At 62.4% G+C, this 14,255-nt stretch carries 15 protein-coding genes and 1 pseudogene; 14 read left to right on the top strand and 2 right to left on the bottom strand.

All coding sequences use genetic code 11. The annotated features are described in order from the left end of the window. Positions 1-37: 37 nt before the first annotated feature. A complete protein-coding gene (gene selO, locus AACY19_RS04690; RefSeq protein ID WP_339448408.1) occupies positions 38-1,501 on the top strand; it encodes a protein adenylyltransferase SelO in 1,464 nt (487 codons plus the stop codon). 5 nt (positions 1,502-1,506) lie between these two features. On the opposite strand, the pseudogene AACY19_RS04685 reads toward selO, so the two are convergent. After that, positions 1,507-1,704, bottom strand: a pseudogene (locus AACY19_RS04685) (type II toxin-antitoxin system PemK/MazF family toxin); the annotation flags it as partial. A 41-nt stretch (positions 1,705-1,745) separates the two neighbouring features. Between AACY19_RS04685 and trxC the strand changes: the two are divergent. Then, positions 1,746-2,180: a thioredoxin TrxC gene (trxC, locus tag AACY19_RS04680; RefSeq protein ID WP_339448406.1), complete on the top strand. Its 435-nt coding sequence runs from the start codon at positions 1,746-1,748 to the stop codon at positions 2,178-2,180. Positions 2,181-2,314: 134 nt separating this feature from the next. On the opposite strand, the gene AACY19_RS04675 is transcribed toward trxC, so the two are convergent. After that, positions 2,315-3,085, bottom strand: coding sequence for a ParA family protein (locus tag AACY19_RS04675; protein WP_339448404.1), 771 nt, complete (start codon positions 3,083-3,085; stop codon positions 2,315-2,317). Positions 3,086-3,441: 356 nt separating this feature from the next. Between AACY19_RS04675 and AACY19_RS04670 the strand changes: the two genes are divergently transcribed. Genes AACY19_RS04670 through AACY19_RS04615 form a run of 12 tightly spaced genes read left to right on the top strand, consistent with a single transcriptional unit; the run spans position 3,442 to position 14,223 of the window. Continuing rightward, positions 3,442-4,167 (top strand): beta-ketoacyl synthase chain length factor, encoded by a 726-nt coding sequence (locus tag AACY19_RS04670; protein WP_339448402.1) that lies wholly within the window; start codon positions 3,442-3,444, stop codon positions 4,165-4,167. After that, positions 4,143-4,955: a lysophospholipid acyltransferase family protein gene (locus AACY19_RS04665; protein ID WP_339448400.1), complete on the top strand. Its 813-nt coding sequence runs from the start codon at positions 4,143-4,145 to the stop codon at positions 4,953-4,955. The genes AACY19_RS04670 and AACY19_RS04665 overlap by 25 nt, the downstream gene beginning before the upstream one ends. After that, complete coding sequence (locus AACY19_RS04660; RefSeq protein ID WP_339448398.1) at positions 4,933-5,205, top strand: phosphopantetheine-binding protein; 273 nt, start codon at positions 4,933-4,935, stop codon at positions 5,203-5,205. Before AACY19_RS04665 ends, AACY19_RS04660 begins: the two co-directional genes overlap by 23 nt. Positions 5,206-5,214: 9 nt before the next feature. After that, complete coding sequence (locus AACY19_RS04655) at positions 5,215-5,469, top strand: acyl carrier protein (protein ID WP_339448396.1); 255 nt, start codon at positions 5,215-5,217, stop codon at positions 5,467-5,469. After that, on the top strand, positions 5,466-6,011 hold the full coding sequence (locus tag AACY19_RS04650; protein ID WP_339448394.1) for a hypothetical protein: 546 nt from the start codon (positions 5,466-5,468) through the stop codon (positions 6,009-6,011). The genes AACY19_RS04655 and AACY19_RS04650 overlap by 4 nt, the downstream gene beginning before the upstream one ends. Further along, positions 6,008-7,687 carry an AMP-binding protein gene (locus tag AACY19_RS04645; protein WP_339448392.1) on the top strand — a complete coding sequence of 560 codons (1,680 nt, stop codon included), beginning with the start codon at positions 6,008-6,010 and terminating at the stop codon, positions 7,685-7,687. The genes AACY19_RS04650 and AACY19_RS04645 overlap by 4 nt, the downstream gene beginning before the upstream one ends. Then, complete coding sequence (locus AACY19_RS04640; protein WP_339448390.1) at positions 7,680-8,414, top strand: glycosyltransferase family 2 protein; 735 nt, start codon at positions 7,680-7,682, stop codon at positions 8,412-8,414. Before AACY19_RS04645 ends, AACY19_RS04640 begins: the two co-directional genes overlap by 8 nt. Next, positions 8,411-9,358, top strand: coding sequence for an LpxL/LpxP family acyltransferase (locus AACY19_RS04635; protein ID WP_339448388.1), 948 nt, complete (start codon positions 8,411-8,413; stop codon positions 9,356-9,358). The genes AACY19_RS04640 and AACY19_RS04635 overlap by 4 nt, the downstream gene beginning before the upstream one ends. Further along, entirely contained in the window at positions 9,339-10,883 is a 1,545-nt protein-coding gene (locus AACY19_RS04630; RefSeq protein ID WP_339448386.1) for an HAL/PAL/TAL family ammonia-lyase, read from the top strand. The genes AACY19_RS04635 and AACY19_RS04630 overlap by 20 nt, the downstream gene beginning before the upstream one ends. Continuing rightward, positions 10,876-11,301, top strand: coding sequence for an acyl-CoA thioesterase (locus tag AACY19_RS04625; RefSeq protein WP_108224348.1), 426 nt, complete (start codon positions 10,876-10,878; stop codon positions 11,299-11,301). The genes AACY19_RS04630 and AACY19_RS04625 overlap by 8 nt, the downstream gene beginning before the upstream one ends. Beyond that, complete coding sequence (locus AACY19_RS04620) at positions 11,298-11,900, top strand: outer membrane lipoprotein carrier protein LolA (protein WP_339448382.1); 603 nt, start codon at positions 11,298-11,300, stop codon at positions 11,898-11,900. The genes AACY19_RS04625 and AACY19_RS04620 overlap by 4 nt, the downstream gene beginning before the upstream one ends. Continuing rightward, positions 11,884-14,223: an MMPL family transporter gene (locus AACY19_RS04615; RefSeq protein WP_339448381.1), complete on the top strand. Its 2,340-nt coding sequence runs from the start codon at positions 11,884-11,886 to the stop codon at positions 14,221-14,223. The genes AACY19_RS04620 and AACY19_RS04615 overlap by 17 nt, the downstream gene beginning before the upstream one ends. Positions 14,224-14,255: the final 32 nt, after the last annotated feature.

The following is a 14,255-nucleotide window of genomic DNA, read 5'->3' as shown; positions in this document are numbered from 1 at the left end:
CCAGCAGAATGCTCGGACATTCTGCTGGAGCCGGCCCTTGAAAGCCCTCGACGAACTGACCTTCGACAATCGCTTCGCGCGCCTCGGCGATGCGTTCTCCGCCCACGTGCTGCCCGAGCCCATCGACAACCCGCGCCTGGTCGTCGCCAGCCCGGCGGCGCTGGCCTTGCTCGATCTCGACTCTGCCACAGCCGAAACCGGGGAATTTGCCGAACTGTTTGGCGGCCACAAGCTGTGGGCTGATGCCGAGCCGCGAGCGATGGTCTATTCCGGGCATCAGTTCGGCGGCTACACGCCGCAACTGGGCGATGGTCGCGGGCTGCTGTTGGGCGAGGTCTACAACTCCGCCGGCGAGCACTGGGACTTGCACCTCAAGGGCGCCGGGCAGACGCCGTTTTCGCGCATGGGTGACGGGCGTGCGGTGCTGCGTTCGTCGATTCGCGAATTCCTTGCTTCCGAAGCCTTGTACGCGCTGAACATTCCGTCCTCCCGCGCGGCCTGCGTGATCGGCTCCGACACCCCGGTCTGGCGCGAAAAGCAGGAACGTGCGGCGATGGTGCTACGGCTGGCGCCAAGCCACATCCGGTTTGGCCACTTCGAATATTTCTACTACACCAAACGCCCCGAGCAGCAGAAAGAACTCGGCGAACACGTGCTGGCGATGCATTTCCCGGAATGCCTGGAACAGCCGGAACCGTATCTGGCGATGTTCCGCGAGATCGTCGAGCGCAACGCCGAACTGATCGCCAAGTGGCAGGCCTACGGTTTCTGCCACGGCGTGATGAACACTGACAACATGTCGATCCTCGGCATCACCTTCGACTTCGGCCCGTTCGCCTTCCTCGACGACTTCGACACCAATTTCATCTGCAACCACTCGGATGATCAGGGCCGCTACTCGTTCAGCAATCAGGTGCCGGTCGGCCAGTGGAACCTCAGCGCACTGGCGCAGGCACTGACGCCTTTCATCAGCGTCGAAGCCCTGCGCGAAACCCTCGGCCTCTACCTGCCGCTGTTCCAGGCGCATTACCTTGATCTGATGCGCCGGCGCTTCGGCTTCACCACCGCTGAAGACAACGACCAGAAACTGCTGGAGGATCTGCTGCAACTGATGCAGAACAGCGGCGTCGACTACACGCTGTTCTTCCGCCGATTGGGTGAAGAATCCGCCGAACAGGCCGTCGCCCGATTGCGTGATGACTTCGTCGATATCAAGGGCTTTGATGCCTGGGGCGAACGCTACGTCGCCCGGGTTGCCCGTGACGGCGACGCTGATCAAACGCAGCGCCGCGCGCGGATGCATGCGGTCAATCCGCTGTACATCCTGCGCAATTACCTGGCGCAGAAAGCTATCGATGCGGCAGAGCAAGGGGATTACTCGGAGGTACGCCGACTGCATGCGGTATTGAGCAAACCGTTTGAAGAGCAGCCGGGGATGGAAAGTTACGCCGAGCGGCCTCCGGAGTGGGGCAAGCACCTGGAGATCAGTTGTTCTTCGTAGGCGCTTCAGCTTAGCGGGTCGATTGCACTGATTACACGGTCGACGATGTCAGACATTGTCACGTCATCCAGTCGCTCGATGAATTTGGCCGTACCTTCTTTTACCCGTTGTTCGATGTCAAAACTGCGAACCTGATTACACACCACTACACCATTGGTTTCGTGGCCAGTAATGGTCACCGCCAAACCCAGACTCCGGCTGAAATTCCCACCGCTAGCATAGACTGCCTATCAGAGAACGCATCATGACTACCCCACTCCTCATCCCCTGCCCCTCCTGCAACGCTCTCAACCGCATTCCTGCTGAGCGCCTTGCGGATCAGCCCAAGTGCGGTCGCTGCAAATCCGCCGTGCTGCTGAACAAACCGTTCGAACTCAAGCAAGGCGATTACGCCAGCCAGATCAAGGGTGATCTGCCGTTACTGGTGGATGTCTGGGCGCAGTGGTGCGGGCCGTGCAAGTCGTTTGCGCCAGTGTTCGAGCAGGCAGCGGCACAGTTGGCCGGCAAGTGCAGGTTGGCCAAACTGGACAGCGAGGCGAATCAGCAGTTGTCGGCGCAGTTGGGGATTCGCTCGATTCCGAGTCTGATTCTGTTCAGGAACGGCCGGGAGGTGGCCCGGCAGAGTGGCGCGTTGCCGTTGCCGCAGTTGATGGCGTGGTTGCGCAGCCAGGGCATCTGACCCAACACCGATCCAATTGTGGGAGCGGGCTTGCTCGCGAAAGCAGTGTGCCATTCAACATTGATGTTGGCTGACCCGGCGCCTTCGCGAGCAAGCCCGCTCCCACAGTGGGGATTTGGGGGCGATGCAGGAGATCAGTGATCTTCGAGCAGGTTATGCAGTTCGACAAATTGCTGGGTCAGCTTGTGGCGCGGATCGAGGTGGATCAGCGGCATGCTGGCCTGGTGCGACTCGCGCATGCGTACCGAACTGCTCAGGTACACCGGCAACACCGGCAAACCCTCGGCAATCAGCTCATCGAGTATCTGCTGAGGCAAACTGGCCCGGGCCTGGAACTGGTTGACCACGATGCCTTCGACTTCCAGACCTTCGTTGTGGTCTTCCTTCAGCTCTTCGATTTCCGCGATGAGTCCGTACAGGGCCTGCCGTGAAAAACTGTCACAGTCGAAAGGGATCAACACCCGATCAGCGGCGATCAGCGCCGATACCGCATAGAAATTCAGGGCTGGCGGGGTATCAAGGTAGATCCGGTCGTAATCCTCGGACAGTTCATCCAGCAACTTACGCAGCTTGTTGATCTTGTGCTTGGCCTCAAGCTTGGGCTGCAGGTCAGCCAGCTCGGCGGTCGCCGTGATGATGTGCAGGTTGTCGAACGGGGTTTCATAGATGTCGGCCTGATTCTTCTTCGAGAACGGCCCTGAAGACAGGGTCTGCTTGAAGAAGTCGGCAATGCCCATCGGTATGTCGTCGCCGGTGAGCCCGGTCAGATACTGAGTGGAGTTGGCCTGGGCATCGAGGTCGACCAACAACGTGCGATACCCCTCGCTGGCGCTGACCGCCGCCAGATTGCAGGCAATGCTGGATTTGCCTACGCCACCTTTCTGATTGAACACCACGCGCCGCATGACCAAACCTCCGTGTATCAAAGAATGACCGAGTGTAGATGCGCGCGGCCTCGCTTCGCCACCTTCACGGACACGGACTACAGAGTCAGAGGCCATATCCGAGTGCAGGCCAGGTAAAAACTGCCAGTGCGCGCTGAGATGCCTGACAGACAGGTCGCTCACAATCTGGATAATGGCCAAGTGACAGTTTTTCAGTGAACGGTTCGGTACATTTCGTTGCACAAAATGTAACCAGCATTTGCTACACACTCGTCGCACCGGGATAATGCGCGCCACTCGGCGCCAAGCGCCACGTCAAGCCTGCTGCGGCCCGGCGACTCCAATGCGTCAACACAAGCCCGCAGGGGCGGGATGAAATGTCCGTGATCAACTTCAACATCGCCCAATGGCGCGCGTGGGCCCCCGGGCTCGACAGCGTGGACGCCTGGCAGGCCTGGAGCCGCCAACCGGTGGTGCTCCAGAGCAGTGATGCCGCGCCCGATGTGTCGTTTTTGCCGGCCATGCAGCGTCGCCGCCTCAGCCGCCTGGCCCGAATGGCTTTCAGTGTCGGCTGGCCGCTGGCCGACGGACGGGACAACCTGCCGCTGGTGTTCGTCTCCCGTCACGGCGAAACCCCGCGCACTTACGAAATCCTCAGCGATCTGGCCCGGGACGAACCGCTGTCGCCCACCCAGTTCAGCCTTTCGGTGCACAACGCAATCATCGGCCTGTGGTCGATCATGCGCGGCGAAACCAGCGAAATGACCGCCCTCGCGGCAGCGGGCGACGGCCTCGAACACGGCATGCTCGAAGCTGCCGCCTTATTGAATGAAGGCGCCCCCGCCGTGTTGCTGGTGATCACCGAAGAACAGCCGCCCGTCGCCTACTCGAAGTGGATCGATGACGTGCCGTTTCCGTATGCCGTAGGCCTGCTTCTCACCCCCGGTACCGACTGGCGGCTCACCCTGAACAGCCCCTCAGAAGCACTGTCCAACGCGCAATGGCCCCACGCGCTCAATCTGCTGCGAACCCTGCTCGGCCAGCAAACCCTTTGCCGACATGCCTGGAAAAATCGTGTATGGACCTGGCAACGCAACCCGTGATCGAGAAGAACCGCGACGCCTATTACTGGCGCCTGCTGGCCACCGCTGCAAGCTTCGCCCTGTTCGGGCTCGGCGGGCTGTGCCTGCGCGTGCTGGTGTTTCCGCTGCTGGGCTGCCTGCCCGGTGACGCGCTCAGACATCGCCAGCGTGCGCGGCAGACCGTCAGTCGGCTGTTCTGGTTTTTCGTGCGGTTCATGGCCCGCACCGGCGTGCTGACCTATGACATTCAGGGTGCCGAACGCCTCGGTCGGCCGGGGCAGATGATCATCGCCAATCACCCGTCGCTGATCGACGTGGTATTTCTCATCGGCCTGGTACGCCAGGCCAATTGCGTGGTGAAGAAAAGCCTGTGGGAAAACCCCTTCACCCGTGGCCCGCTGCGCCGCACCGAATACATCAGCAACGACGGCAGCATGGACATGCTCGATGCCGCCGCCGAGTCGCTGCAGAACGGCCAGACCCTGATCATTTTCCCCGAAGGCACGCGCACCCAGCCGGGGCAGGCGCCAGCCTTTCATCGGGGCGCGGCGGCGATCGCCCTGCGCGGTGCGAAAATCCTCACCCCGGTGATCATCAAGGTCAGCCCGACCACCCTGACCAAAGCCGAGCCCTGGTATCGCATTCCCAGCCGCCGCGTGCATTTCAGTTTTCGCGTCGGGGCCGATATAGATCCACAGACATTCGCCGCGCAAGGCCCTGCACCGCAGGCATCGCGCAAGCTCAACGATTATTTGCATTCTTACTTCATTAAGGAGCTCGCCGAAGATGAGCGATCTGAAAACCCCTAGCCTGCAGGACATCAAACTGCTGATCATCGACGCCCTCGGCCTCGAAGACATCAGCGCCGAAGACATCGGCGATGAGCAGACGCTGTTCGGCGAAGGCCTGGGCCTGGATTCCGTCGACGCGCTGGAACTGGGTCTGGCGATCCAGAAAAAGTACGGCATCAAAATCGACGCCGACGCCAAGGACACCCGCAACCATTTCACCAACGTGGCCAGCCTTGCGGCGTTCGTCACGGCAAAACAGGCAGCTTGAGACCGGACCATGCAAACTCGTGACGATATTTTTAACACCCTGCGCGATGCCTTGGTCGAGCTGTTCGAACTGGACCCGGCCCGTGTGAGCCTGGACGCCAACCTGTATCAGGATCTGGAAATCGACAGCATCGACGCGGTCGATCTGATCGATCACATCAAGCGCCAGACCGGCAAGAAAATCGCTGCCGAAGAATTCAAATCAGTGCGCACGGTCGGTGACGTGGTCGAGGCGGTCTACCGTCTGGTTGAACCGGCCGCATGAGCCGATTGATCGGCCTCGGGCTGCTGCTGGCCGGTCTGCTCTACCCCTTTGCGGTGTATTTCGGCATGGAGCATTTTGCTCCATGGCAGTTCGGTCTGCTGCTGGGCAGCCTGTGGCTGGCGCGGGCACTGACCGGCGAACGAAAACCCGGCAGCCTGTGGATGGCCGGCGTGGCCATTGTGTTCTGCCTGCTGCTGGCGCTGTTCGACAGCCCGCTGCTGTTGCGCTGGTACCCGGTGCTGATCAGCGGCTTCATGCTGGTGCTGTTCAGCCTGAGCCTGAAATTCGGGCCACCGATGGTCGAACGACTGGCGCGTTTGCGTGAGCCAGAGCTGCCGGAGATCGCGATTCGTTACACACGCAAGGTCACCATGGCCTGGAGCGTGTTTTTCTTTTGCAACGGTTTGTGCGCCGCCCTCCTGACCCTGTGGGCGCCGCTGAATTGGTGGATGTTGTACACCGGCCTGATCTCCTATGGATTGATCGGCCTGATGTTTGCCATTGAATGGCTGATACGACAACGGGTAAGAGGCCGTACATGAACTGGATAAAACTTGAGCAGCTGTTGCTCAAGACCCGACCGGCGCGGGCAGTCAGCCACGCACCGGCACTTGATCACGCGCAACTGTGCACACAGGCGCTGCACTTCGCCGCCGGGCTGCAGGCGCAAGGCGTGAAGCGTGTGGCCGTGCATCTGGAAGATGCCGCAGAACTGGCCATCGCCCTGCTCGGTGCGTGGCGTGCGGGGGTCAGCGTTCTGCTGCCTTCGGACCTGCAGCCCCAGACGCGTCAGCGCTGGTCGAACGACGTCGATCTGTGGCTGACCGATCAAGCCGGTGACGCACGTTTGCTCGACGTTCAGCAGCCGCCATTGCCCGGCGCCGAGCTGAGTCTCGATCAATGTCAGTTGAGCCTGTGCACCTCCGGCTCCAGTGGTGAGCCCAAACGCATCGACAAGACCTTGCGCCAACTGGCCAACGAGGTCGAGGCGCTGGAACAGCTGTGGGGCGCCGACCTCGGCGAAGCCTGCATCATCGGCAGTGTTGCCACCCAACATATCTACGGTTTGCTGTTTCGTGTGCTGTGGCCGCTGTGCGCCGGGCGTTCGTTCGTGCGTAAGCAACTCGCGTTTCCCGAAGACTTGCAGCGTGCCAGCCGCGAGCATGCGGCTTTCGCCTGGGTTGCCAGCCCGGCACTGCTCAAGCGCATGGGCGACAACCTCGACTGGCCGGCCCTCAGCGCTGTGCGCCGGGTGTTTTCCTCCGGCGGTGCGCTGCCTGTTGAAGCCGCGCAACGCCTGCAGCAACGCCTGCAACAGTGGCCGACCGAAATTCTCGGCAGCTCGGAAACCGGTGGTATCGCCTGGCGTCAGGGCCAGCCGCTGTGGCAACCGTTTGCCGGTGTAGCGCTAAGCCAGGACAACGACGGCGCGCTGCTGGTCGCCTCGCCCTACCTGCCCGCCGGCCATATCGAACACACCGCAGATGCCGTGCGCATTGGCGCCGATGGTCGCTTCGAACTGCTCGGACGACTGGACCGGATCGTCAAACTCGAAGAAAAACGCATCTCCCTGCCGATGCTGGAACAAGCCTTGGTCGCCCATGATTGGGTCGCCGAAGCGCGTCTGGGTGTAGTGCAGGAAAATCGCGCCTCCCTTGGCGCATTGCTGGTGCTCAGCGAGCCCGGTCTGTTTGCTTTGCGTGAACACGGCCGGCGCGGCCTGACGGAAAGCCTGCGCAAGCATCTCAGCCAACACTGCGAGGCCCTGGCGCTGCCACGGCGCTGGCGTCTGCTGCGGCAATTGCCGCTGAACAGCCAGGGCAAACTGCCTCAGGCCGATGTCGAAGCGTTGCTGATTGCCCCGCGACCGAAAGCGCCCGAGGTGCTGGAACAAGTCGAGACTGACGGTGAATGGAGCCTGCAACTGAGCGTGCCGGCGGACCTGGCGTATTTCAGCGGGCACTTCCCCAAGGCCCCGGTGCTGCCAGGCGTCGTGCAGGTGGAATGGGCGCTGAATCTTGGCCGGCAATTGCTGAACCTGACAGGCGCGTTCGCCGGCATGGAAGTGCTGAAATTCCAGCAACTGGTGCGCCCCGGCGATGAAGTCCAGTTGCACCTGCGCTTTGATCCCGAGCGCAGCAAACTGTATTTCGCTTATCGCAATGACACGGCGACCTGCTCCAGTGGACGGATTCTGCTGGGAGCTGCCCATGCATAACCCCTGCGCCGTCATCCCGGTCTACAACCACGAAACCGCGATCAGCACCGTGATCGACGCCCTGCTCGCGCAAAAGCTGCCGTGCATTCTGGTGGACGACGCCAGCACGCCATCCTGCGCAAAAGTGCTCGATGCGCTGGCCGAGCGCGATCACGTGTATCTGGTGCGCCTGACCGCCAATCAAGGCAAGGGCGGCGCGGTAATGACCGGTTTGCGCGAAGCCTCGCGACTGGGCTTCAGCCATGCACTGCAGGTCGACGCCGATGGTCAGCACGACCTGCATGACGTCGCGCGTTTTGTCGAAGCGTCCCGCGCCTGTCCCGAGGCGTTGATCTGTGGTTATCCGCTGTTCGATGAGAGCGTGCCCAAGGGCCGCTTGTATGCGCGCTACCTGACCCACGTGATGGTATGGATCAACACGCTCTCGCTGCAGATTCGCGATTCAATGTGCGGCTTTCGCGTCTATCCACTGGTCCCCACGCTGGCGGTCATCAACTCGGCGAAAGTCGGCAAGCGCATGGATTTCGACTCGGACATTCTCGTGCGCCTGTCGTGGCGCAATCAGCCGATGCGCTGGCTGCAAACCAGCGTGCACTACCCGCTGGACGGCGTCTCGCACTTCCGTCTGTTCCACGACAACGCGCTGATTTCGAGCATGCATACGCGGCTGTTCTTCGGCATGTTGCTGCGCCTTCCCGTGATTCTCTGGCGACGGTGGCAAGCATGACCGACGAAGTCGACAAGAAGCACTGGGCCGACCGCGAAGAGCGCGGCAGTTTCCTGCTGATGAAACTCACTGCGTTCGCCGCCAAGGTGTTGGGCCGACGCCTGCTCAGCCCGTTGCTGTACGGTATCGTGCTGTATTTTTTCCTCTTCGGTCGCACGGCTCGGCGCAGTGCCTGGCAATACCAGCAACGCCTCGCCGAGTGGAGTCAGCGCAAGGACTTGCGCCCTACGCAATGGCGGGTGTTCGGCCAGTTCATGGCCTTTGCCGATTCGATGCTCGACAAGCTTGACGTGTGGAACGGCAAGCTGAGCATCGAGCAGATCGAAATCATCGACCCGGCGCTGCTGCGCAATCAATTGCGCGGCAGTCGTGGACAACTGCTGGTCGGCGCGCACCTGGGCAACCTCGAAGTGTGCCGCGCACTCGCGGAGATCGGCGAAAAGGTCACCATGAATGTGCTGGTGCATACCAAACACGCGGAGCAATTCAACCGCCTGCTCGGTGAAGCCGGGGCGACCAATCTGCGCCTGATTCAGGTCAGCGAACTCGACCCGGTGATCATGCTGCAACTGCACGAACGTCTGGAACGCGGTGAGTGGCTGGCGATTGCCGGCGACCGCGTGCCGCTGCACGGTGGACGCAGCGTGACCGTCGATTTCCTCGGCCACCCGGCGCCCTTCCCGCAGGGCCCGTGGCTGCTGGCGGGTCTGCTCAAATGCCCGGTCAATCTGCTGATGTGCCTGAAACAACCGGACGGCCACTATCGCCTGACCCTCGAGCCCTTCGCCGACACCGTGGTGTGGAAACGCAGCGAGCGCGAGCAGGTCATTCATCAGTGGGTCACCCGCTATGCGCAGCGCCTGAGTCACTATTGTCTCGAAGCGCCGCAACAATGGTTCAACTTTTACCCTTTCTGGAAGACCGATGACGACGCCAACCCATGAGCCGGTAACCTTCGGCGAACGCCCTTTGCGCATCGAAGACGTGCTGGCCCTGGCCAACCGTCAGGCGCCCGTGCAGTTGCAGGGCGACGCCGAGTACCGCGAGCGCATTGCCAAAGGCGCGCGGTTCCTCGATTCACTGCTGGACAAGGAAGGCGTTATTTACGGCGTCACCACCGGTTATGGTGACTCCTGCGTGGTCGCGGTGCCGTTCCATCACGTTGAAGCGTTGCCGCGTCACCTCTACACATTCCACGGCTGCGGGCTGGGCAAGCTGCTCGACGCACAAGCCACGCGCGCGGTGCTCGCCGCGCGTCTGCAGTCGCTGTGCCACGGCGTGTCCGGTGTGCGCATTGAACTGCTGGAGCGTCTGCATGCGTTCCTTGAATACGACATCCTGCCGCTGATTCCCGAAGAAGGCTCGGTCGGCGCCAGTGGCGATCTGACGCCGCTGTCCTATGTTGCCGCGACCCTCTCCGGCGAGCGTGAAGTGATGTTCCGTGGTGAGCGCCGCCAGGCTGGCGATGTACACCGCGAACTCGGCTGGACACCGTTGGTACTGCGCCCGAAAGAAGCGCTGGCGCTGATGAACGGCACCGCGGTGATGACCGGCCTCGCCTGCCTCGCCTTTGCCCGCGCCGACTATCTGCTGCAACTGGCCACGCGCATCACCGCGCTCAACGTGGTCGCGTTGCAAGGCAACCCGGAGCACTTCGACGAGCGCCTGTTCGCCGCCAAACCGCATCCGGGGCAAATGCAGGTCGCCGCATGGCTGCGCAAGGATCTGGCAATCGACGCGCCGACCGCGCCGCTGCATCGCCTGCAGGATCGCTATTCGCTGCGCTGCGCCCCGCATGTCCTCGGCGTGTTGGCCGACAGCCTGAACTGGCTGCGTTCGTTCATCGAAACCGAACTGAACAGCGCCAACGACAACCCGATCATCGACGCCGAAGCCGAGCGCGTTTTGCACGGCGGCCACTTCTACGGCGGGCACATCGCATTCGCCATGGACAGCCTGAAAAACCTGGTGGCCAACGTCGCTGACCTGCTGGACCGGCAGCTCGCCCTGCTCGTCGATGAGCGTTACAACCACGGTCTGCCGAGCAATCTGTCTGGCGCGCCAGCGGATCGCGCGATGATCAACCACGGCTTCAAAGCGGTGCAGATCGGCACCAGCGCCTGGACCGCCGAAGCGCTGAAAAACACCATGCCCGCCAGCGTCTTCTCGCGCTCCACCGAATGCCACAACCAGGACAAGGTGAGCATGGGCACCATTGCCGCCCGCGATGCGATCCGCGTGCTGGAACTGACCGAACAGGTCGCCGCCGCCACATTGCTCGCGGCCAACCAGGGCGTCTGGTTGCGCGCCCGTGCCGAAGACGCGCGGCCGTTGCCACCGTCGCTGGCGGCAATGCACGAAGAACTGGCCAGGGACTTCCCGCCGGTCATCGAAGACCGTGCACTGGAAGGCGAATTGCGCCTGTGCCTGCAACGCATCGCCGCACAACACTGGAGGCTGCATGCGTAGCGCCGGAGTGCTTCATGCCGACACCGAAATTCTCGTGCCGTTCTTCGACGTCGACACCATGCACGTTGTCTGGCACGGCCATTACGTCAAATACCTGGAAGTGGCGCGCTGCGCCCTGCTGGACAAGATCGGCCACAACTACACGCACATGGTCGAGTCCGGGTTCGCCTGGCCGATCATCGACCTGCAACTGCGCTATGTGCGCGGTGCGGTGTTTGGTCAGCGCCTGAATGTGCGCGCCAGTCTGGTCGAGTGGGAAAACCGTCTGAAGATCAACTACCTGATCACCGACCTGCAAACGGGTGAGCGCCTGACCCGCGCCAGCTCCGTGCAGGTCGCCGTCGAAGTCAGCAGCCGCGAGATGCAGCTGGCCTCGCCAAAAGTCTTCACCGATGCCGTGGAAAGGATGCTGCGATGAATGTTTTTGGTAAATGCCTGTGCGCGCTGGCGCTGCTGGCGATGTCGACCCTGGCCAACGCCTTTGACCTGCAACAGCTCAGCGAGCAATTGGCAAAACCGGATGTGATCCACGGCCAGTTCATCCAGGAAAAACACCTGCGCGCCCTGCCGCAGCCGCTGATCAGCAAAGGCTCGTTCGTCCTCGCCAAAAACAATGGCTTGCTCTGGCTTTTGAAAACCCCGCTGCAGCAGGACTACCGCATCACCGCCAAAGGCATCGCCCGGCGTGACGGCACTGGCTGGCAAATGCTGCCGAACAAGAGCGCCGGTGCCGAGCAGAACCGTTTGTTTCTCGCCGTGCTGCAGGGTGACAGCAGTGGCCTGCAACGGGATTTCGAACTGGCCCTGAGCGGCGACGCGCAGCAGTGGAAACTCACGCTGACCCCGCGCTCGGTCTTGCTCAAGCAGGTGTTCAACCAGATCAACATCGACGGCGGCGCGCTGGTGCAAACCATCGAACTGCTGGAAACCCAGGGCGACAGCACCGTACTGCGCATGCAGGACAGCACCGCCGGCCAACCGTTGAGCGACGCGGAGCAACATGACTTTGCCGAGTGAACGCAGACTGCCCTGGCTGTTTCTGATCCTGCTGCTGGCCGTTGTCGCCCTGGCCGGCTGGCAGTGGCGCGACGGTGCACCGTTGTCAGCCAACTTGATGGAGCTGGTGCCCGGCACCCACCCCGACGCCCTCGAACAGCGCGCCGAACAACGCATGCAGGAACCGCTCAACCGCGAAATGCTGGTGCTGGTCGGTCACGCTGATCGGCAGCAGGCGGTGACCATGGCGCAGACCTTGGGCGAGCAGTGGCAGGCCAGCGGTCTGTTCGAAAAAGTGCAGTGGAACCTGCAAGCGGATCTCCCGGCGCTGCGCACGCAGTTGCTGCAAGGTCGCCTGGCGATGCTGTCGGCGGATGATCGGCAATTGCTGGTCGAACACCCCGACGTCTTCATTCAGCAGCGCGTGCAGGCGCTGTTCGACCCGTTCACTGGTTTTAGCCTGGTACCGAGCCAGGACGATTGGCTGGGCCTGACCGGACGTATCCAGAACAGCCAGCCGAAACACGGCGCGGTGCAACTGGATATCGGCAGCGGCACGCTCGTGGCCGATGCCGACGGCAAGCGCTGGGTGCTGTTGCGCGCGCGCACCACCGGCGACGCTTTCGATATGAGCCTGCCACTGAAGGTCGCGGATTTGCTCCAGCTCAGCCGTGAGCAGGCCGCCCGATCCGGTGTGCAACTGCTGGCCGCCAGCGGTCTGCTGTACGCGGCCAACGGCCAGCAGCAAGCGACCCGCGAGATGACTTGGGTCGGCGGCGGCGCCACGATTGGCATTCTGCTCTTGCTGTTGCTGGCGTTCCGCCGCTGGCGCGTGTTGCTGGCATTTGTGCCGGTGCTGGTCGGCATGCTGTTCGGTGCAGTGACCTGCGTGGCGCTGTTCGGTCACATGCATGTGATGACGTTGGTGCTCGGTTCCAGCCTGATCGGTGTGGCTGTGGATTACCCGCTGCACTATCTGTCGAAGAGCTGGAGCCTGAAGCCGTGGCGCAGCTGGCCGGCCTTGCGCCTGACCTTGCCCGGGCTGACCTTGAGCCTGATCACCAGCGCCATCGGTTATCTGGCGCTGGCCTGGACGCCATTCCCGGCGCTGACGCAGATCGCGGTGTTCTCCGCCGCTGGCTTGCTCGGTGCCTATCTGTCGGCGGTGTGCCTGTTGCCGGCGCTGCTGAACAACCTCGAACTGCGCCCGGCGCAATGGCCGCTGCATCTGGCCGAACGCCTGGTCAATCTGCGGGAAAAACTCCTTGAGCGCGTGCGCACCCCGGTACTGCTCACGCTGCTGATCGGCTTCTGTGTCGGCGGTCTGCTGCAACTGCAAAGCAAGAACGACATCCGTCAATGGGTGGGCGCACCGCAACGCCTGACCGACGAAGCGCAAACCATCGCGCGGATCACCGGCTATCAGCCGACCAGCCAGTTCTTTCTCGTGCGCGCCGCCAATCAGCAACAGTTGCTCGAGCGTCAGGCAGCCTTGAGCGAGCGGCTGCAGCAACTGGTCAACCTCGACAAACTGCAAGGCTATCTGGCCCTCGATCAACTGGTCAGCCCGCCAAGCCAGCAGGAGCAGGTGCGCGCGGCGCTGCACAAACTGCCGCAGTTCTGGCAGCCGCTGCTCGACCTCGGCGTACCGCTCAGCGCGTTGCAAACCGAGCTGCAACAGCTACAGACCGTGCCCGCCGAAGACATCGACGCGGCCCTGGCCGGCCCGCTTGGCGAGCCCTATCGCACGCTGTGGCTCGGCGCGACCGATGACGGCGTAGCGGCGATCACCAGCCTGCAAGGCCTGAACAATCCGGCACTGCTGCGGGTACAGGCGCTCGACTTGCCAGGGGTGATGCTGGTCGACCGGCTCGGTGAATTGAATGAAGTGTTCGCCCACACCCAGGTCAGCGCGGCGGAACTGAAACTCGCCTCCTGCGTATTGATCGTGTTGGTGCTGATCGTGCCGTTCGGCTTGACCGGTGCCCTGCGGATCGTCGCCCTGCCCTTGCTGGCGGCGTTGTGCAGTCTGGCCAGCCTCGGTTGGCTCGGCCAGCCGCTGACCCTGTTCAGCCTGTTTGGCCTGTTGCTGGTGACGGCGATCAGCGTTGATTACGCAATCCTCATGCGTGAGCAAGTCGGCGGTGCGGCCGTGAGCCTGCTGGGCACGTTGCTGGCCGCCGTGACGACGTGGCTGTCGTTCGGTTTGCTGGCGGTTTCCAGCACGCCGGCGGTGAGTAATTTCGGTCTGTCGGTAAGCCTCGGTCTGGCGTTCAGTTTCATCCTCGCACCGTGGGCCGGACGCCATGAACACGCCAACTGCGTCGCGGAATCGTCGACATGATGGTCGTCGGTTTCTGGCTGCTGCCGGCCCTG

It is taken from the genome of Pseudomonas sp. EA_5y_Pfl2_R50, assembly GCF_963970475.1.
Lineage (GTDB): Bacteria > Pseudomonadota > Gammaproteobacteria > Pseudomonadales > Pseudomonadaceae > Aquipseudomonas.
This window is presented reverse-complemented; position numbering and strand designations above follow the sequence as displayed.